The following is a 20,079-nucleotide window of genomic DNA, read 5'->3' as shown; positions in this document are numbered from 1 at the left end:
ATGGAATCGGGAATACTTCGCGCAATTGCTAATCACTCTTATTTGATATGAACGCATTTTCTTCCTCGGGGTTGCGCCTGCTCGCCATCGAGGACGATCCAACCCTGGGCGCCCACCTGTCCGCACACCTGAGCGGGCGCGGCTTCGACGTGACCTGGTGCCAGGACGGCGGCGAGGGCCTCGCCCAGGCCCGTGGCGGTGGTTTCGACCTGGTGCTGATGGACATCATGCTGCCGGGCATCGGTGGCCTGGATATCCTGCGCACCCTGCGCCGTGAGCGGGCGGTGCCGGTGATCCTGATGTCCGCGCTGGGCGCCGAGCAGGACCGCATCGCCGGTTTCTCCCAGGGGGCCGACGACTACTTGCCGAAGCCGTTCAGCCTCGCCGAACTCAGCGTACGGATCGATGCCGTGCTGCGCCGGGTGGCGCTGGAGCGTGGCCAGCAGGTGCCGGTGAGTGCCAGCGGCGGCCTGCAACTGGACGCCGACAGGACCGACGCCAGCCTGGACGGTCAGTGTGCGGGGCTGACCGCTACCGAGTTCCGCCTGCTGGAAACCTTCCTCGCCAGCCAGGGCGAAACCCTGAGCAAGCCGTTCCTCTATCAGCACGTCCTGCATCGCCCCTTTACCAGCCACGACCGCGCCCTGGACATGCACGTCAGCCACCTGCGCCGCAAACTGCAAGCCATCGGCTACCTGCGCCACCAGTTGCACACAGTGTGGGGCAAGGGCTACGTCTTCGCCGAAAGCGATGGCTAAGGTGCCTGGCCGTCATTCGCTGTTCTGGAAGCTGGCCGTCTCGCTGGTGGCCTTCTGCGTGCTGCTGATCTGGCTGTCCTGGTACTGGGGCAAGCAGGTCGAGCGCGACAGCTACTACCTCTCCGCCGAAGCCCGTGCGGTGCTCGGTGGCTATGCCGAGGAAGCCGAGCACGCCTGGCTTGCCGGCGGTGCCGCTGGCGTCGATGCCTGGCTGGCGAGCATGCGCCAGCGCGAACCTCAGAGCTGGATGACTGTCGTGGACGCTCGCCTGCAGGCCCTGGGCAGCGCGCCGCTGACGGTGCAAGAGGTCACTCGCCTGACCTTCCAGCGCGGGCTCGACTGGCCGGTGAGTTCGCGCTCGGTGAGCCTGCCCTACATCGGCATACCGTTCCCCGCCGACCCGCTTGCCGGTCGTCTGGTACTGCAATTGCCGGCGCGCTACCTGCCTGGCGGCTTCACCCTGATGCGCCAGTCGGTAACCCACGTGCTGGTGCCCGCCGTGCTGGCGCTGCTGCTCTGCGCCATGCTCTACCGGCATCTGGTGCGCCCGCTCGGGCGGCTGCGCGAGCACGCCAATGCGCTGCAGGCCGACGACCTTGGCTCGATGGCGGGGCAGGAACTCAGCCGCCGCCGCGACGAACTGGGCGAACTGGGGCGGGCGCTGGACCATATGGCCGAACGCCTGCGCGGTTACGTAGGCTTCCAGCGGCAGTTGCTGCGCGACCTGTCCCACGAACTGCGTACGCCGCTCAGCCGCCTGCGCGTGGCCGGTGAAAGCCCCATCGACGAAGCGGCATTGCGCCAGCGGGTCGAGCGCGAAGTAGAGGTAATGCAACGGCTGGTTGCCGACACCCTGGAACTGGCCTGGCTGGATACCGAACGGCCCCATCCGGCGCTGGAAGACATCGAGCTGCAACCGCTGTGGGAGCTGCTGGTGGAAGACGCCCGTTTCGAGGCCGGCTGGCCGGCGCAGCGCTTCCTTTATCAGGTGCCGGAAGGCTGCCGGGTACGCGGTCACCTCAATGGCCTGGCCCAGGCCCTGGAAAACCTGCTGCGCAACGCCATCCGCCATTCGCCCGAAGGTGGCCGCATTCGCCTGGGCGGGCATCTGGAGGACGCCGCTTGGCACCTGTGGCTGGAAGATGACGGCCCCGGCGTTCCCGAGGCTGATCTCGAACGCATCTTCCTGCCCTTCACCCGCCTTTCCGATGCGCGTAGCGGCGAAGGTTTCGGCCTGGGTCTGAGCATCGCCCGCAGTTCGGTGTGCATGCAGGGCGGCGAGCTGTGGGCCGACCGCGCGGGAGCGGGCCTGCGTGTGCATCTGCGTCTTCCCGCAGCGACAGGCGCCTAAGACTTTGCACACGGCTTGTTAGGAACTTTCGTATGGCATGTCGTGGTTTGCCGCTATCATAGGTGGCCTTTCCACTGTGTGCCCGAACCGAGTGCCTCCATGACTGTGCAGTACCCGACTATCGCCGATTGCGTCGGCAATACCCCGCTGGTGCGCCTGCAGCGCCTGCCTGGGGAAACTTCCAACACCCTGCTGGTGAAGCTCGAGGGCAACAACCCCGCGGGCTCGGTGAAGGATCGCCCGGCGCTGTCGATGATCACCCGTGCCGAACTGCGGGGCGACATCAAGCCCGGCGACACGCTGATCGAAGCCACCTCCGGCAATACCGGCATCGCCCTGGCGATGGCTGCGGCGATCAAGGGCTACCGCATGATCCTGATCATGCCGGACAACTCCACCGCCGAGCGCAAGGCCGCCATGACCGCCTACGGCGCCGAGCTGATCCTGGTGACCAAGGAGCAGGGCATGGAAGGCGCCCGCGATCTCGCCGACCAGATGGCGCGCGAAGGACAGGGCAAGGTACTGGACCAGTTCGCCAATGGCGACAACCCTGTGGCTCACTACGATTCCACTGGCCCGGAAATCTGGCGCCAGACTGACGGACGGATCACCCACTTCGTCAGCTCGATGGGCACCACCGGCACCATCATGGGCGTTTCGCGCTACCTCAAGGAGCAGAACCCCGATGTGCAGATCGTCGGCCTGCAGCCGATGGAAGGCTCGGCCATCCCCGGCATCCGCCGCTGGCCGCAGGAATACATGCCGAAGATCTTCGACTCCGCCCGCGTCGACCGCGTGGTCGACATGCAGCAAAGCGAGGCCGAGGACGTAATGCACCGCATGGCCCGCGAGGAAGGCATCTTCTGTGGCGTGTCTTCCGGCGGTGCGGTGGCGGCCATGCTGCGCCTGTCCCGCGAGCTGGAAAACGCGACCCTGGTGGCGATCGTCTGCGACCGGGGCGACCGTTATCTCTCCTCGGGCGTGTTCGATCCCCGCTGACATGGCCAAGCAGAGATCCGGCCTGCGCTTCCAGCCCAGCGGCGGAGCACGGAGCCCGGCGGTGCCGGTGGGCAAGAAGCAACGCCTGGCGATCGAGCGCCTGGCACATGATGGACGCGGGATCGCCCATGTCGACGGTCGTACCTGGTTCGTAACCGGTGCCTTGCCGGGCGAGTCGGTGGAAGCCCGGGTGCTGTCCGCCCGCAGCCAGGTGATCGAGGCGCGCAGCGAGCGCATTCTCACGGCCGCCGAAAACCGCCGCGCCGAGCCCTGCCCGGTGGCCGGCACCTGCGGCGGTTGCAGCCTGCAGCATCTGCCCCATGCAGAACAACTGGCGCTCAAGCAGCGCACCCTCGCCGAACAACTGGAACGCTTCTCCGGCATCGCCCCGCAAGCCTGGGCTGCGCCGCTGGTCGGCCCGGAGTTCGGCTACCGCCGCCGCGCGCGCATCGCCGTGCGCTGGGATGTCAGGAGCAAGCGCCTGGACGTTGGCTTTCGCGCCGTCGCCAGCCAGGCCATCGTCGCCTTCGACGACTGCCTGGTGCTGGTGCCCGCGTTGCAATCCATTGCCCGTGAACTGCCCGACCTGCTGCGTGGCTTCGCCAAGCCGCAGGCCCTGGGCCATGTCGAGCTGTTCCACGGCACCGCCAGCGCCTTGCTGCTGCGCCATGTAGAACCTTTGGCCGATAGCGACCTGGCGCGACTGCTGGAATTCTGTTCGGCACGCGATGTGCAACTGTGGTTGCAGGGCGACGGAGAACCGGCAGCGCATCCAGGTGCGCAGCATGGCGGGCTCGGTTACCGGCTCGAAGCCTGGGACCTGACGCTGGCCTACCAGCCGGGCGACTTCGTCCAGGTCAACGAACCGGTCAACGACGCGATGGTCGCGCAGGCGCTGGACTGGCTGCAGCCCAAGGCCGACGAGCGCGTGCTGGACCTGTTCTGCGGCCTGGGCAACTTCGCCCTGCCGCTGGCGCGCCAGGTGCGCGAAGTGGTCGGGGTAGAGGGCGTGCAGGCGATGGTAGACCGCGCCGCAGCCAATGCCCGGGCCAATGGCTTGGCGAATACTCGGTTCCACCAGGCGGACCTTTCGAAACCGCTTGCCGGCGCCTCCTGGGCGGCGGAGGATTTCACCGCCGTGCTGCTCGACCCTCCGCGAGACGGAGCCTTCGAAGCGGCGCGGCAGATGCGTGCACTGGGCGCGGAGCGGGTACTCTATGTTTCCTGCAACCCGGCGACCCTGGCGCGCGATGCGGGCGAACTGGCCAGACAAGGCTATCGCCTGACGCGCGCCGGCATCCTCGACATGTTCCCGCAGACGGCGCATGTGGAGGCCATGGCTTTGTTCGAGGCAGACTAGGACGGTTTGCGCAATCCGACCGGCTCAAGCAAGAAAGGCCGGCGCTGTGAGCGGTGCACTGTGGGGCACCGTGGGGAAGGGTAGACACGATGGTACAGGTGAGAGCGCACCAGCCGGTCAACACCGACGGCAGCATCAACCTCGAGGCCTGGCTGGACCATGTCCAGACCCTGGTTCCGGGACTGGATCGCAAGGTCCTGCTGGAAGCCTGCGAATTCGCCCGCGAGGTCGAAAACAAGGCGGTCAGCACGGCCGACAACTTGTGGGCGGAAGGCACCTCAAGCTTCCAGACAGGGCTTGAGATCGCCGAAATCCTGGCCGACCTCAAGCTTGACCAGGAGTCCCTGGTCGCCGCGGTGATCTACCGAGGCGTGCGCGAGGGCAAGGTCAAGCTGGAAGACGTCCAGCAGCGCTTCGGCCCGGTGGTCGCCAAGCTGATCGAAGGCGTGCTGCGCATGGCCGCCATCAGCACCAGCCTCAACCCGCGCCAGTCCCTGGTGCTCGGCACCCAGGCGCAGATCGAAAACCTGCGCAAGATGCTCGTCGCGATGGTCGACGACGTGCGCGTCGCGCTGATCAAGCTGGCCGAACGCACCTGCGCCATTCGCGCGGTGAAGAACGCCGACGAGGAAAAGCGCCACCGCGTCGCCCGCGAAGTCTTCGACATCTATGCCCCGCTGGCGCACCGCCTCGGCATCGGTCACATCAAGTGGGAGCTGGAAGACCTGTCCTTCCGCTACCTGGAGCCCGACCAGTACAAACAGATCGCCAAGCTGCTGCACGAGCGCCGGCTCGACCGCGAGCAATACATCGCCACCGTGATGCAGCAGCTCAAGGACGCCCTGGCCGCCACCGGCATCAAGGCCGACCTCTCCGGGCGCGCCAAGCACATCTACTCCATCTGGCGGAAGATGCAGCGCAAGGGCCTGGACTTCAGCCAGATCTACGACGTGCGCGCCGTGCGTGTGCTGGTGCCGGAAATGCGCGACTGCTACACCGCGCTGGGCATCGTGCACACCCTTTGGCGGCACATCCCCAAGGAATTCGACGACTACATCGCCAACCCCAAGGAAAACGGCTATCGCTCGCTGCACACGGCGGTGATCGGCCCCGAGGGCAAGGTGCTGGAAGTGCAGATCCGCACCCACGCCATGCACGAGGAAGCCGAGCTGGGCGTCTGCGCGCACTGGCGCTACAAGGGCACCGACGTCAAGGCCAGCTCCAACCACTACGAAGAGAAGATTTCCTGGCTGCGCCAGGTGCTCGAGTGGCATGAGGAACTGGGCGACATCGGTGGCCTCGCCGAACAGTTGCGTGTCGATATCGAGCCCGACCGGGTCTACGTCTTCACCCCCGACGGCCACGCCATCGACCTGCCCAAGGGCGCAACCCCGCTGGACTTCGCCTACCGCGTGCACACCGAAGTGGGGCACAACTGCCGTGGCGCCAAGATCAACGGCCGCATCGTGCCGCTGAACTACAGCCTGCAGACCGGCGAGCAGGTCGAGATCATCACCGGCAAGCAGAGCGGGCCGAGCCGCGACTGGCTGAACCAGAACCTTGGCTACGTCACCACCTCGCGGGCGCGGGCGAAGATCGTCCACTGGTTCAAGCTGCAGGCGCGCGACCAGAACGTTGCCGCCGGCAAATCCATGCTCGAACGCGAACTGGGCCGCCTGGCGCTGCCGCCGGTGGACTTCGAGAAGCTCGCCGAGAAGGCCAACTACAAGACCGGCGAAGACCTGTTCGCCGCACTGGGCGCCGGCGACCTGCGCCTGGCCCATGTGGTCAACTACGCGCAGCAACTGGTCGAGCCGGAACGCGGCACGGAGCAGCTCGAACTCATCCCGCGCAAGCCGAGCAAGATCGGCCACGGCAAGCGCGGCGACATCCAGATTCAGGGCGTCGGCAACCTGCTCACGCAGATGGCCGGCTGCTGCCAGCCGCTGCCGGGCGACCCGATCGTCGGCTATATCACCCTCGGCCGCGGCGTGACCATTCACCGCCAGGACTGCGCCACCGCGCTGCAACTGGCTGGCCGCGAGCCGGAACGGATCATCCAGGTGAGCTGGGGCCCGGTGCCGGTCAGCACCTATCCGGTGGATATCGTCATCCGCGCCTACGATCGCTCCGGCCTGCTGCGCGACGTCTCCCAGGTGTTGCTCAACGAGCGGATCAACGTCCTGGCGGTGAACACCCGCTCCGACAAGGAAGACAACACCGCCGTCATGCGCCTGACCATCGAGATTCCCGGCCTGGACGCGCTCGGCCGGTTGCTGGCGCGGATATCGCAACTGCCCAACATCATCGAGGCGCGCCGTGACCGCGCGAGTGGCAAGGATGTATAAGCTCGACGACCTGCTGCACCTCATGGCCCGCCTGCGCGACCCGCAGAACGGCTGCCCGTGGGACCTGAAGCAGAGCTACGCAACCATCGTCCCCTACACACTCGAAGAAGCCTACGAAGTCGCCGACGCCATCGAGCGCGGCGACTTCGACCACCTGCGCGAGGAGCTGGGCGACCTGCTCTTCCAGGTCGTCTACTACGCGCAGTTGGCGCGGGAAGAGGGGCGCTTCGAGTTCGACGCGGTGGTCGATGGCATCACCCGCAAGCTGGTGCGCCGCCATCCCCACGTGTTCCCCGATGGCGACCTGTACGGCGAGCCGGACCCGGCGAAGCTGGAAGAGGCCGCCGTCAAGCAGCGCTGGGAAGAACTCAAGGCCGAAGAGCGCGCCGCCAAGGCCGCCGAGCCGGTGCAACTGTCGCTGCTGGACGACGTGCCGGCTGCCCTGCCTGCGTTGAGCCGCGCCGCCAAGCTGCAGAAGCGCGCCTCCCAGGTGGGTTTCGACTGGGCCGATGCGCTGCCGGTGGTGGACAAGGTCCGCGAGGAACTGGACGAAGTCCTGGAAGCGATGGCCAACGACGACGAGCAGGCCCAGGCCGAGGAGGTGGGCGACCTGCTGTTCGTCGTGGTCAACCTTGCGCGCAAGCTCAAGGTCGACCCGGAAACCGCCCTGCGCGCCGCCAACGGCAAGTTCGAACGGCGCTTCCGCTATATCGAGACAGCCCTGCGCGAACAGGGCCGCAACCTCGAAGGCTGCAGCCTGGACGACATGGATGAACTCTGGGGCGAGGCCAAGCGCGCGGAGAAGAATTCGCTCGGCTGCGGCTGACCCAGGCTCGCATCGTTACCAGCCCGAGAGCGTGGGGCACCGCGCTTATTCAGGTATCACAGCGCCTTGCAACGAGGCGTTGTCCCACATGTCCGGTGTCTGGCCCGCCGCATCGCTGGCGAGGCAGTGCTTGGTTTCTTCATGCGCATGCTTCGTTTCTGTATGCGATCGACGTAATGGCTGTCGTTAGATTTTTCTTACTTCCATTCAGGATTCTACTTGGTTATTGAGTCGTAACGACTTCGTAACCTCCTCTGCGTTCCTAGCAGAAGTAATGATGTTTTTCCTTTCCTGCCCGGCTGCGCTGCATTGATAAGGTCCATGCAGGCTGTCCCGCTGCCTTTTGCTTCGAACAACTCCCGTAGTGAGGATTCGAGGCACTGTCATGAACAAGGTCTACAGCATTGTCTGGAACGCCAGCATTAGTGCCTGGGTTCCCGCTCCTGAGTTCGCCAAATCCCACGGAAAGCCTGGCCAGGGTGGTTGCAAGCGCAAGCTGCTGGTGGCGGCCATCGCCCTGGCATCCTCTCCCGCCTTCGCCAACACCGTGACCATCGGCGCCTACGACCCCAGGGTGAACGACAATATGGTAGGGGCCGTTACGGTGGCCAACGGGGGTTCCACCACGCTTACAGGGCCGGCGCGTTTTGTTCAGGGGCAGGTGGTCAACCCAACATTCATGACCATCCAGCAACTGCAGAGCGCCGGGCGGGTCACCTCCGGGGCGCCGGTAGGGCCTGGCCAGACTCCTCTTTCCTTTGGCCTCTCCACCCGCACTATCACTTACACTGACCCGATCACCGGCGATCCGCGTACCTTGCGGGTGCGCGCCGACAGCGACATCACGCTGGGCGCGGACGACTACAGCCGCCCGTTGACGAGCGGGTATCTGCCGGTTGGCAACAACCAGTACATCAATGCCCGTCTGGGGACGGTGGCCGCAACGGGCGGCAACCTGGACGTCAGCATTGGCAGCATCGGCAGTGCTGCCGCAGCGGCGGGCAATGCCATCTCCATCGTTGCCAAGCAAACCACCCTGGTGGTGGTGGATGGCAGTGGCAGCGCCGCGAGTACCGCCCACTGGCAAGGCCGCAACCGCATCGAGTTTGTCGACCCAGGCCCGCAAGGTTCGAGTACTGGCGGTTTCACGTTCCAGCGGGCAGCTTTCCCGGGCACGTTCAGCACCCCGGACGGCAACAGCCATACGGTCGTCGACCTGGCGAGTTTGCGTGCCTACAACAACTGGATTGTCGGCCAGATCGTTGCCGGAACCCTTTCTCCCGATCAGTACGGCACCTATCTCAACCTGGGGGGCAGCAATACATCGAACTATGTCTATTGGACGAATACGCCGCTTGGTACGAACGACGATGGCTCCAAAATTGGCTCTTGGGGAAGCGGTGCGCTGATTGAGGCCATCGGACCGCATGCCACTGGCTATGTGGATGCCCAGAGCCGGGTGGATGTGTCTGGTTTGGGATTCGGGTTGTACGCGCACGACGGTGCGACTGTGGTGAACAACGGCCGCATTGGGGGTGGATTCCATACCGGGGAGGCATTGATGTACTTGCAGGGTGGCGCCCACGGCATCAACAACGGCGTGTTGAGCTCCTTTGAAACTGCGGATATCGAGTCACCCCCGGCAATCGGCGCTCTCTTGCCCAGCGCTTACGTGCCTGTCTTGGTAAAACTCTATTACCCGGCGTCCTCGGCGCCTGATTTCAAGAACAACGGCATCATGAACGCCGCTGTCGGCGCTCCTAATGTCGGTGGCAGCTCAGCCATCGATGTATATGTTGGATCAGCCGAAAACGCCGGCATCATCAACGTGGGGATTGTGGACTCATCCGCAGCGGATACCTATCTCGCTGCCGTTCGAAACAGCGACCGCGGCACTTTCATCAATACTGGCGAAATCTACCTGGGGCGCTCGGCCCAGTTCAACGTGGCGAACCCGGAGAGCACGGTGGATACCGCCATCCTGCTGGGCGGGGCCATTGGCGTGTCTACCGGCGGAACAAGCGTCACTGAAAACAAGGGCGATATCACTATCGGCTCCCGGGCCGAGAACTCGATTGCGCTGAGAGCTCGCGGTACCGCCCAAGTAACCAACAGCGGCACCATCCACATCAACGGTCATGCCAGCGCAACGCCGCTGGTCAACATTGGCATGGATGGCAGTAACAGTGCTCAATTGAGCAACAGCGGCACCATCAGCGTGGCCGGGGTGAACGGCATCGGCATCCGCGTCACCGATAGTGCAACCGCCACCTCCACCGGCATCATTGATGTCGTCCGCGGCGTCGACGCCACCTCCGGCATCCGCAACTGGGGCGTGTACGTCGACGGCGCCGCAGCCAGGGCCAACCTCAACGGCGGAGGGGTGAACCTGATCGGCGACGGTGCCATCGGCCTGCATGCCCGCAACGGTGGCGAACTCAATGTGAATGGCACGTCGCTGGTGGCCTCAGGGGCCAACACTACCGCCATTCAGGCCGTGGGCAGCGGCACCAGGGTAAACCTGAACGGTATCGATATCACCGCTTCCGGCGCCGGCGCCAAGGCGGTGCGTATCGAGGGCGGGGCCGACGGCAGCATGGCGGGTGTGGGCAATATCACGCTCAACAATGGCGGCACGGCCGTGGTGGTCGATAACAACCGCTATGACCTGTCGGGCAGGGTCAGCGGCACGGGGCAGTCTTCCTTCACCAACAACGCAGCGCTGAATTTCAGCAGCGGCACGGGCGTGACCGCTTTCGGCGTGCAGAACGGTGCGCGATTGCAGAACAACGGCACGCTTCACGTTGCCAATGGTACGGGCATCGATCTTTCCGGCAGGGCTTCCGTGCTCGGTGGCACCGGGGCGCTGACGGTGGACGACGGCTTGGCGGCGCTTTACGTTCATGATGGCGCCGCGGCCAACGTGAACGGCAACATTACTGTGGATGGTTCGGCGGCTGGCGTGCTGGTGGATACCGATGCAGGCCGGGTGGTCGTTGGCCCGACTGGGCATATCACCGGGCGCGCATCCAGTTTTGGCAACCTGGTGGTGAACAGGGGCGCTCCGGGCAACCTGCTGGTGGACGGTGCAACCCTGGAGATGGCCGGTTCGGGCGCGGCCCTGTTGGCCGAACAGAACATCGATGCTGCCTCCCACGGCGCCGTTCTGGTGTCGAGCCAGACAAGTGGCAAGGGCATCGCGCTGTCCAAGGACGACGGTACGCAAACCAACGCAGACCTGAGCCTGGTCGGCATCTGGAGCATCGATGTCACCGGCAATGGCTCGGGGGTTTATGCCAACACAACCGGCGATGTCTCCGTTGCGGACGCTGATCTGACGGTCTCCGGGCCGGGCAAGGGTATCGAGGTGGCGGCGGCTGATACCGTGGCCATCCAGAGCGGTGCGGCGTTGACCGCAACCGATGCCGCAGCGGTGCTGGTCAGCGGTAATCCGAAAACCCTGATCAACCAGGGCACGCTAGCCGGGTTGGTGGGCTCGGATGCGGTGAGCCTGGATGATTCCGGGCATGATTTCCAGAATACCGGCGGTGGCTCCATCACCGGCAATGTGATCCTGGGTAACGGCACCAACACCGCTTTGCTGGAAGACAGCAGTATCGATGGCGATCTTGTCGGCGGCGCGGCCACCGATACGGTGACGATCCAGGGCAACGCCGTGCAGGTCACCGGCTTGATCGATGGCGGGGTAGGGGCCGGCAATGACACGCTGGTCTTCGATGGCGCGCAGTACGCTCTGGGCGTCGACGCCAACTTTGCACACTTCGAGAACATCAACCTGCAGAATCACTCGACACTCATAATGCAGCAGGCGATGGCACTGGGTGACGCAGGCGATGACCAGGGTTATGTGACGATCGATGCAGGCAGCACGCTGGAGGTGGCGCCCGGCAGCGCTTTCAGCCTGAACGACAAGTTGGCGGGCAACGGCACGGTACAGACCCACACTGGCGGTGAGGCCTTTGATTTCACTGCGAATGTTGGCAGTGCGTTTACTGGCACCGTTCAGCTCAATGACAGTACCTTTGCTCTGCAAGGAGCGAACACTGCCGCGTTGACCCACGCCACCCTGGAACTGGCGCAGGGCAGCGTGACGACCGTTGGCGCCGGGGTGCAGCAGATTGGCGGCCTGCGGTTCAATGGCGGTACAGCGCTGTTCGATGCAACGCTCCCGGCCGACACGATCGCTAACGGCAGCATCCAGGCCAATGCGCTGGACGCCAGCGGAACCGGCACCGTGGGCATCAATATTCCAAAGCCCTACGATGCCGTTACGCCGGCCGCTGGTACCCAGGCTTCGCTGCTGGAGCAGGACGACGGCAATATCGGCGTCAAGCTGATCGATGCACAGACGGTGACAGGCAGTGGCGGTGGCCTGGCGCTGGTGGATCAGGATGGCAACGCCATCAGCCAGCAGCAACAGGCGGACATCGCGCAGAACGGCCAGACCGTGGCGAAGGGCACCTATGACTACGGGCTGACTACTGCGCCGGGCGACGGTCTGTATGTGAACTACGGGCTGCGCCAGGTAGACCTGCTGGCCGGCCAGAGCCTCGATCTTGCGCCGCGCGCAGGCGCAACCGGCGCCGCCGCCGACCTGGCGGCGAAGGTAACGGGGGCGGGCAGCCTGTCGATCCACGCGGGCACCGGTGTTGCTTCTCTCTCCAACGCAACAAACGACTACACCGGCTCCACTTCGGTGGTCAGCGGGACGCTGCGCTCCGAGGCCGACAACGCGCTGGGTAATACCAGTGAGCTCGACCTGACAGCCAATACCACCTTCGATCTGAACGGCATGAAGCAGACCATCGGTACGCTGGACGGTGCGGCGGATTCGCAGTTGGATCTCAAGGGAGGTGAACTGACCATCCTCCAGGGCGGTACTTCTGCAGGTACTCTGCTGGGGAGCGGTCACTTGAATGTGGTGGGGGACACTCTGGATATCCAGGGCGCCAATACTGCCTTGAGCGCCACCACGTCTATTGCCTCCAATGCCACCGTGCATCTGAATAACCTGCAAGGGCTGGGTAGCGGTGCCATCACCGATAGCGGAACGCTGGAGCTGGATGCCGCGACGGGGACATTGGCGAATGCCGTCAGTGGCATAGGAGGGGTGGCGCTGTCCAATGGCGCCGATGTGCTGGCCGAGGGCGACAACAGCGGTTTCTCCGGCGCATACATTGTGGCGGGTGGAACCAGGCTGACCGTCGCCGCAGCGAGAAACCTGGGCTCGGCCAGGGTGGATGACGCCGGCCAACTGATCATCGACAGCCCTTCCGGCTGGACGCTCGATAATGCGGTTTCCGGCGTGGGCGAGCTGATCAAGAAGGGCGCTGGTGTGCTGACGGCAGGGCGTTCGCTGACCTACACCGGTGGTACGGATGTCCAGGCGGGCACGTTGATCGTCGGTGATGTGGCCAAACCGGGGGTTACCCTTGGTGGAGCGGCGGCCGGCCCTGTGAACGTTGCCAGTGGCGCGACGTTGGCAGGCCAGGGCACGGTGAGCGGGAGGGTCATGAACAGTGGCACCGTTGCCGCACTGAACGCCCTGCCCGGGCATGAAGGCGAACCGGTCAGCACCTTCACTCTTGCCAACGGCCTGAGCAACGCCGGTACCGTGAACCTGGCCGGTGGCCTGGCAGGCAATCAGTTGGTGGTCAAGGGCGACTATGTTGGTGATCACGGTGAGGTCGTACTGAGTACCTTCCACGGTGATGACCGCTCCGCCACTGACAAACTGGTGATCGATGGCGGTCGTGCCAGCGGTACCACTGACCTGATCATCCGGCATGCTGGCGGTAGCGGCGCCCAGACCGACAAGGGCATCCGCGTGGTGGAAACCCGCAACGGCGGTACGACTGGTATCGATGCCTTCGCTCTGTCGAACAAGTCCGATGGTTATCGCGCCGGTGCAGGGACCATCGCTTGCGGTGCCTACGACTATTCTTTGCGGCGCGGTGGCAATGGTGGCGTAGCGAACGACTGGTACCTGAGTTCGTCGACCAGAAGCGTTCCGGTCAATCCAATCGATCCGGTGACCCCGCCCGATCCTGCTGGCCCGGTCGATCCCGTAAAGCCGCCCGATCCGGTAAAGCCGTCCGATCCGGTAAAACCATCCGAGCCGGTAAGACCATCCAACCCTGTAAAGCCGTCCGGTCCGGTAAAACCTTCCAATCCGGTAAGACCAGCCAGGCCCGAGGTGCGTCCGGAAGTGCAGAGCTACATGGACAATCGAGTGTTTGCGCAGAACATGCAGTTTCATAGCCTGCAGGATCGCCATACGCAGATATCCGGCCAGATGGGCGACGATACCAACGGCTGGCTGCGCATCGTCGACAAGAACAGCAGTCGCGATGGCGTGCTACCTACCTCCGAGGACAGCTATCTGATTCATGGCGGTGCTGATTTCGCCGGCTTCAGCGATGGTGGCGACGGCAGCGTGCGTATTGGGGCGATGGGCTCGTACGGCAGGGGTAAGAGCCATGCGCATAACAGCCGACTGGGTTCGAAGGGCGAGGTGGATGGCTATAGCCTCGGGCTGTACGGCACCTGGTATGGCAACCAGGACATCCTTTCCGGCCCGTATGTGGATAGCTGGCTGATGTATGGCCACTTCGACAACACCGTGAAGGGACAAGGTCTGGCGAAGGAGCACTACGATTCGAACAACCTGGCGGCGTCGCTGGAGACGGGCTACTCGTTCCCGGTGTACGAGAGCAAGACTGGCCGGGCTTTCGTGGAGCCGCAGGCCCAGGTGATCGTCTCGGACTACCATGCAGATCGCCATACCGAAGGCAACGGTACCCGGGTCGGTGGGTTGTCCAGCCGCGATGTGACGACTCGTCTGGGCCTGCGTGTCCACGGCGACAGCAAGACGGCCGGAGGCCAGGGCCTGCATCCGTTCGCCGAGGTTGACTGGTGGCACGGGCCTGACTCGCAGGGTGCGTCGTTCGATGGCGTCAGGGTACACGACAAGCTGCCGGGCGACCGCATGGCGAGCAAGGTGGGTATCCAGGGCGACGTGAGCCGGCAGGTGAGCGTCTGGACCTCGGCAGGCTTCGAACTGGGCGGCCAGGACTACCACTCCAGCACGGTTCAGTTGGGCGTCAAGGTTTCCTGGTGAGGCCGGGCGGCGCGTCGCACGTTTCGACGCGCTGCAATCGCCGGATCGGAAATGAAAAAAGGCGCCGTGCGGCGCCTTTTTTCGTGCGTGGGGTTCAGCCGAACAGCCAGCGCAGAATCACTACCAGCAGCAGTACCGCCAGGATCGGGCGGCCGATACGGTAGGCCTTGGGATAGCGGCGCTTGAACACCTTCACTTTGCTGCCTATGGCATTGCCGAGACGGATCAGCACCGAGTAGGCCTGGTTGATGCCGCCAACGCGCTCGCCTTCGACGTTCTGCGGGGCGGTGGCGCGGCCGAGGAAGGCGCTTACGCTGCGGTTGATGCGGGTCAGCAGCGGCGACTTGAGCGGACGCTCGATGTCGCAGAAGAGGATCAGGCGCGATTCGTCGGTTTCGTTCTTCACCCAGTGCACGAAGGTTTCATCGAACATCACGTCCTGGCCGTCGCGCCAGGCATAGGGCTGGCCGTCGACGAAGATGCGGCACTCGTCCGAATTCGGTGTGGCCAGGCCCAGGTGATAGCGCAGCGAACCTGCGTAGGGGTCGCGGTGTTTGTTCAGGTGGCTGTGCGGCGGCAGGCGGGTGAACATTGCGCCCTTGACGTTGGGAATGCTGCTGACCAGTTCGACGGTCTTGGGGCAGAGCTGTTGGGCGGAGGGCAGGGGGCCGTCGTACCAGGTGAGGTAGAAGCGCGTCCAGCCCTTCTTGAAGAAGGAGCCGAAGCCGGCTTCGTTGTTGTTCAGGGCGTCGCGAATGTAGCCTTCGTCGAACAGCTTCTCGGCTTCCTCGCGGATCATTTCCCAGTTGTCGCGCAGCTTGTCCAGTTCCGGGAAGCGCTCGCGGTCCAGGTAGGGCTTGGACGGCACGCTGGAGTTCAGGTACATCAGCGAGTTGTACGGAGCGAACCAGGCGGAGTGGTTCACGACCTGGCGCAGGAACGGCAGGCGAACCTTGCCGCGCAGGTGTACATAGAGGATGGCCATGAGGAAGATGGCAAGGATCGCGAAGACGATGAGCTTGATCATGGGGGCCCTGGATGAGTGAAATCGAGCCGGGCACTTGCGCAGCGCCGGCACAGGCCCGAGGATTATACCCCCGTGGGGGCGAGTGCGGAGCCTTGTGCCCATCAGGAAATTTGTCCCGCGTCAATCAAGGGCTGTCGAGAGTCTTATCGAATGAGCATGTCGTTACGTGACCAGTTGCTGAAAGCCGGGCTGGTCAGCGAGAAGCAGGCCAAGCAGGCCGGCAAGCAGAAGCAGAAGCAGCAGCGCCTGGAGCACAAGAACCAGGTGCAGAAGGATGACAGCCAGCGGCAGGCGGCCTTGCAGGCGCAGGCTGAAAAGCAGGCTCGCGATCAGGAACTGAACCGTCAGCAACAGGAAAAGGCCGAGAAAAAGGCCAGGGCGGCGCAGATCAAGCAGTTGATCGAAGGTACCCGCTTGCCGAAGCTGGAGTCCGACGATTACTACAACTTCGTCGATGCCAAGAAGGTCAAGCGCATCGCCGTCAACGATCTGATTCGCGACAAGCTCAGCCGCGGCAGCCTGGCCATCGTCAGCTACGACGGTCGTTACGAGATCGTGCCGCGCGACGCCGCGCTGCGCATCCAGGAGCGTGACGAGCGCCGGGTGGTCCTGCTCAATGAGCCGAGCGGCGAGCCGGACGAGGACGACCCGTACAAGGATTACGTGGTGCCCGACGACCTCATGTGGTGAGGCCGTCGAGCGGGTAGAGCACTTTCCTGCCGAACTGCGCCGTTGTTTCCAGCGGCGTGACCGCATGCAGACGATCCAGCCGGAGTTCCCGGCTGGCGTCGTCCACGCGAACCTCCAGATATTCCTCCTGTTGCCCATCGGCGTCGCGTCGGGTGTGGGTGGTGAATGCCTGTGCGTCGAACGTCAGTCCGTCGCGCAGTTCGATGCGCAGCCAGTAGCGGTGGAGGCAGGCGATCTCCAGATAGTCGTGGAGATCGCACTGCAGTGGATGGTAGGCAGCCATGCCGTCAGTGGCCTTGCAGTTCGATGATGGCGTAGCCCTGCTGGCGCAGCGCCTCCTCCACCGGCGGCGAGGCGAACTCGCTGTGGCAGAAGTCGCAACGGCTCTGCTGTATGTCCTGGGCGCGTATGCCGCGCGCTTCCAGCCAGCGCAGGGTATACGCCGGGGCCTGGTCGGCATCGGCTGGCTCGACCAGCACGTCGAAGTGCAGGTAGCGGCCGTCCTGGGTGCGCACGTGGGTGTCGTAGACGCGGACCTGCATGGAGTCCTCCTTACTGCAGGTCGCCGATCGCGGCGCCAAAGTTCAGGTGCAGCACCTGGCCATCGACGACCAGCGCGGGAACCGAGCGAACGCCGGCCGCCTTGGCTTCGGCAATGCGTGGCGATTGTTCGCCCAGATGCACCACTTCGACTTTCAGAGTGCTATCGAGCAACGGCAGCAGGGCGCGTTCGGCTTCCACGCAGACAGGGCAGCCGGCGTGGTAGTAGGTGGCTTTGCTCATGGTGATCTCCTTGTGATTTAAGTATCGAATCGATACCGTTTCAGTCTGCTCGCGCGGTTGCACTTCTGTCAATCTGGTTTTTGATCGATACTATCTATCGGGAGGATTACCCATGACCGATACGACGCTGTACGACTACCTCGAACGCCTGACCAGCCTGATGCGCGCCTGGGCGAGGGAACAGCCGCTGATGGCCGATCTGCAGCCGATCCAGTTCAGCGCGTTGAGTTATCTGGCGCGCTGCAACCGCTATTCGAACACGCCGCTGGGTGTGACCGACTTCCTCGGTCTGACCAAGGGCACGGTGTCGCAGTCGCTCAAGGCGCTGGAGGCGAAAGGGTTGATCGATAAGCGCCCCGATCCACTGGACCGGCGCAGTGTCCATCTGGAATTGACGGATGAGGGGCGGGCGCTGGTTGAGGCGTTGGTGCCGCCGGCTTTCCTGCGTCGTGCCGAGGAGCGCATGGGCGAGCGAGGCGCGCAGTTGCAGGTATTGCTGCGCGAGCTGTTGAGCATGATCCAGCGCGAGGAAGATGTACCGGGGTTCGGGCTGTGCCGGACCTGCCGGTTCCATCAGCCCGGAGAAGACGGCGCGCTCTGCGGGCTGACGGGCGAGGCGCTGGCGCCAGCGGATGGAGATCTGATCTGCCGGGAACATCGCGATCCCGACGAGCAGGCATGAAAAAGCCGAGCATCGGCTCGGCTTTTTCATGTCGCGCAGATCGGCTATCAGAAGCGATAGGTCATCTGGGCGGTCAGGCCGTGGGCGCTGTTGTCGTACTTGGCGCTGTAGGCCGGCTGCAGGTTGACCGGGCCGAAGGTCTTGCCATCGGGCTGGTTCACGCTGGTGGTGCTTTCCCACAGGTAGGCGTAGGCCACGTCGATGGTCATGTCGGCGTTCGGCGAGTAACCGGCACCCAGGGTGAAGATCTTGCGATCGCCAACCGGGATACGCACGGTACGGTGCTCGTTGGTGGTCGGCGACGGGTCGTAGGCGAAACCGGTACGCAGGACCCACTGGTCGTTGAACTGGTAGGAGGTACCGATGGCGGCGGACCAGGTGTCATGCCATTTCAGCTCTTCGCCAATGGTGTCGAAGCTGGCCAGCGGCGCGCCGCTGTTGCGAACTTCGATTTCCTGCAGGCGGCTCCAGCGCGTCCAGGTGGTGCCGCCGTAGACGGTCCAGCGGTCATCCAGCTTCTGGGTGATGGACATGTCCAGGGATTCCGGCAGGGTGATGTCCAGCTTGGCGTTCATGCGCGAGTCGAACATGCCCAGCGGCGAGTCGGAAATGTTGGTGTGGCCGCTCAGCTTGTAGTCGACCTTGGAGTGGTAGGTCATACCCAGCGAGGTGCTGTCGGTCGGGGTGACCAGCACGCCGACGTTGTAGCCGACCGCGGTGTCATCACCCTTGATGCTGACCTTGGTGTCCTGCTTGGCGCCCGCCACGCCGGTGGTGGCCAGGTAGTTTTCCAGCTTGCCGTCGATGCGGTTGATGGTCGGGCCGAAGCCTACCGAGACCACGTCGTTGAACTTGTAGCTGATGGTCGGCTGGACGGTGATCACCTGGACCTTGCTGTAGGAGCCGTGGGAACGGCCCTGGAAGCCACCTTCATAGTCGTTGATGATGCCGTAGGGCACGTAGATGCCCAGGCCGACGCTGACCTTGTCGTCCAGCGGGGTGGCGAAGTAGCCGAACGGCACGGCGGCCAGCGGTACGGAGTCGCCCTTGTTGCTGCCGGTGGCGCTACTGTGGGCCTGGCTGATGTCGTCCTTGGCATCGACTACGGCGAGACCGCCGCTGATTTCGGTGCGCTTGAGCTTGGACAGACCTGCCGGGTTGCCATAGATGGTGCTGGCGTCGAGTGCGGAAGAGGCACGGCCTGCATAGGCGGTACCGGCGCCGCTGGCGCTTTGCTCGTTGATAGCGATGCCGTTGGCGAAAGCCTGGGCAGAGGCGGCGCCAATGGTCAGTGCGAGCGTGGTCTTAAGCCATGTTGTTTTCATTGTAAGAGCAACTCCTGTGTTTAACGGCGCGCACGCTATCAAGATTCCCAGGTCTTGGGTAGTACCACGAAAGCGCTCTAACTAGGGCTTCAAAGCTCAAACGATCGTTCCACGGGGCGTTTGCCGTTCGTCGCTGTATGTAAACAAAAGCTGACCGATCAGTCATCCACGGCTCGATGGTTCAGGCGACCTGGCTGAGATTGCCGATGTAGCTGTGCCACGCATCGACGAAATCGTGCAGGCGCCCGTGGGGCTGGAATACGCGTCGCCAGACCCGGGCGAGGCCCAGCGGATCGTCCGCGTGAGGCAGGGGAATGCGTTCGGCCTCTACCATCATCCAGGCGATGGCTGTGCTGTAGCGCAGGTTTACGGTCAGTTCCAGGTGTGGCGCACCAAGGAAGGCATGCTGGCTGGCCAGCCCGCGAACCCGGCTGGCCAGCTCCGGGTCGCAGGCAAGGTAGCAGTCCCAGAGGCTCTGGTGACGGCTTTCACCGATGCGATACAGCCCGTGGCCATGACTGTCTTCCAGCGCGCTCCCCAGCGCCGACTGACAGGCTGCTGCCCCCAGCAGCAGCGCTTCCGCTGCGACGCTGTGCCGCTCCAGGTAATGCAGGGTGGGGCGGATTACGTACTGGCACAGGTCGTTGGCGGCAATTCCCATGACGTCCTCGTCCTCGGTGACCGGCGGGGCGGGGCGACTTGGCAGCTTCTAATGATGTTCCTGGCCCCGCCGGAAGCGGACTTAGCCGCTCGATTTGAAGTGTAGTGCGACAAATCTGCTGTAAAGGA

15 protein-coding genes and 1 pseudogene are annotated in these 20,079 nt (G+C 64.1%); 10 read left to right on the top strand and 6 right to left on the bottom strand.

Annotated elements, in window-relative coordinates; translation table 11 throughout:
• Positions 1-47: 47 nt before the first annotated feature.
• From OU419_RS20995 to OU419_RS20965, 8 genes and pseudogenes are all read left to right on the top strand, one after another.
• Positions 48-758 (top strand): response regulator transcription factor, encoded by a 711-nt coding sequence (locus tag OU419_RS20995; protein ID WP_254470814.1) that lies wholly within the window; start codon positions 48-50, stop codon positions 756-758.
• Positions 751-2,109 carry a HAMP domain-containing sensor histidine kinase gene (locus OU419_RS20990; protein ID WP_302328847.1) on the top strand — a complete coding sequence of 453 codons (1,359 nt, stop codon included), beginning with the start codon at positions 751-753 and terminating at the stop codon, positions 2,107-2,109. The genes OU419_RS20995 and OU419_RS20990 overlap by 8 nt, the downstream gene beginning before the upstream one ends.
• A gap of 99 nt (positions 2,110-2,208) precedes the next feature.
• Positions 2,209-3,108: a cysteine synthase CysM gene (gene cysM / locus OU419_RS20985; RefSeq protein ID WP_254470815.1), complete on the top strand. Its 900-nt coding sequence runs from the start codon at positions 2,209-2,211 to the stop codon at positions 3,106-3,108.
• A 1-nt stretch (position 3,109) separates the two neighbouring features.
• Positions 3,110-4,468: a 23S rRNA (uracil(1939)-C(5))-methyltransferase RlmD gene (rlmD, locus tag OU419_RS20980; RefSeq protein WP_254470816.1), complete on the top strand. Its 1,359-nt coding sequence runs from the start codon at positions 3,110-3,112 to the stop codon at positions 4,466-4,468.
• An 89-nt stretch (positions 4,469-4,557) separates the two neighbouring features.
• Positions 4,558-6,816, top strand: coding sequence for a GTP diphosphokinase (gene relA, locus OU419_RS20975; protein WP_254470817.1), 2,259 nt, complete (start codon positions 4,558-4,560; stop codon positions 6,814-6,816).
• Positions 6,809-7,642, top strand: coding sequence for a nucleoside triphosphate pyrophosphohydrolase (gene mazG, locus OU419_RS20970; protein ID WP_254470818.1), 834 nt, complete (start codon positions 6,809-6,811; stop codon positions 7,640-7,642). Before relA ends, mazG begins: the two co-directional genes overlap by 8 nt.
• 385 nt (positions 7,643-8,027) lie before the next feature.
• A pseudogene (locus tag OU419_RS29055) lies at positions 8,028-8,108 on the top strand (ESPR-type extended signal peptide-containing protein); the annotation flags it as partial.
• Positions 8,109-8,189: 81 nt separating this feature from the next.
• The gene (locus OU419_RS20965; protein WP_268172129.1) at positions 8,190-14,783 is read left to right on the top strand and encodes an autotransporter outer membrane beta-barrel domain-containing protein; all 6,594 of its coding nucleotides are present in this window, start codon (positions 8,190-8,192) and stop codon (positions 14,781-14,783) included.
• 94 nt (positions 14,784-14,877) lie between these two features.
• Here the strand turns inward: OU419_RS20965 and OU419_RS20960 are convergent, their stop codons facing one another.
• The gene (locus OU419_RS20960) at positions 14,878-15,810 is read right to left on the bottom strand and encodes an aspartyl/asparaginyl beta-hydroxylase domain-containing protein (protein WP_254470820.1); all 933 of its coding nucleotides are present in this window, start codon (positions 15,808-15,810) and stop codon (positions 14,878-14,880) included.
• Positions 15,811-15,960: 150 nt separating this feature from the next.
• Between OU419_RS20960 and OU419_RS20955 the strand changes: the two genes are divergently transcribed.
• Positions 15,961-16,500, top strand: coding sequence for a DUF2058 domain-containing protein (locus OU419_RS20955; protein ID WP_254470821.1), 540 nt, complete (start codon positions 15,961-15,963; stop codon positions 16,498-16,500).
• On the opposite strand, the gene OU419_RS20950 is transcribed toward OU419_RS20955, so the two are convergent.
• The 3 genes from OU419_RS20950 to OU419_RS20940 are packed head-to-tail and all read right to left on the bottom strand — an operon-like array spanning position 16,490 to position 17,283.
• A complete protein-coding gene (locus OU419_RS20950) occupies positions 16,490-16,783 on the bottom strand; it encodes a Rho-binding antiterminator (RefSeq protein WP_254470822.1) in 294 nt (97 codons plus the stop codon). The two genes, OU419_RS20955 and OU419_RS20950, sit on opposite strands and share 11 nt — an antisense overlap.
• Positions 16,784-16,787: 4 nt before the next feature.
• Positions 16,788-17,042, bottom strand: a complete 255-nt coding sequence (locus tag OU419_RS20945) for a DUF2024 family protein (RefSeq protein WP_254470823.1) — start codon at positions 17,040-17,042, stop codon at positions 16,788-16,790.
• A 10-nt stretch (positions 17,043-17,052) separates the two neighbouring features.
• Positions 17,053-17,283 (bottom strand): glutaredoxin family protein, encoded by a 231-nt coding sequence (locus OU419_RS20940; protein WP_254470824.1) that lies wholly within the window; start codon positions 17,281-17,283, stop codon positions 17,053-17,055.
• 112 nt (positions 17,284-17,395) lie between these two features.
• Here OU419_RS20940 and OU419_RS20935 point away from each other — a divergent pair, with 112 nt between their 5' ends.
• A complete protein-coding gene (locus OU419_RS20935; protein ID WP_254470825.1) occupies positions 17,396-17,965 on the top strand; it encodes a MarR family winged helix-turn-helix transcriptional regulator in 570 nt (189 codons plus the stop codon).
• Positions 17,966-18,012: 47 nt separating this feature from the next.
• On the opposite strand, the gene OU419_RS20930 is transcribed toward OU419_RS20935, so the two are convergent.
• Positions 18,013-19,290 carry an outer membrane protein transport protein gene (locus tag OU419_RS20930; RefSeq protein ID WP_254470826.1) on the bottom strand — a complete coding sequence of 426 codons (1,278 nt, stop codon included), beginning with the start codon at positions 19,288-19,290 and terminating at the stop codon, positions 18,013-18,015.
• Between the two features lie 181 nt (positions 19,291-19,471).
• Positions 19,472-19,951, bottom strand: coding sequence for a hypothetical protein (locus tag OU419_RS20925; protein WP_254470827.1), 480 nt, complete (start codon positions 19,949-19,951; stop codon positions 19,472-19,474).
• Positions 19,952-20,079: the final 128 nt, after the last annotated feature.

This window comes from Pseudomonas triclosanedens, from assembly GCF_026686735.1.
Taxonomy (GTDB): Bacteria; Pseudomonadota; Gammaproteobacteria; order Pseudomonadales; family Pseudomonadaceae; genus Pseudomonas; species Pseudomonas triclosanedens.
The sequence above is the reverse complement of the archived record's forward strand: the minus strand, read 5'-3'. Positions and strand labels throughout refer to the sequence as shown.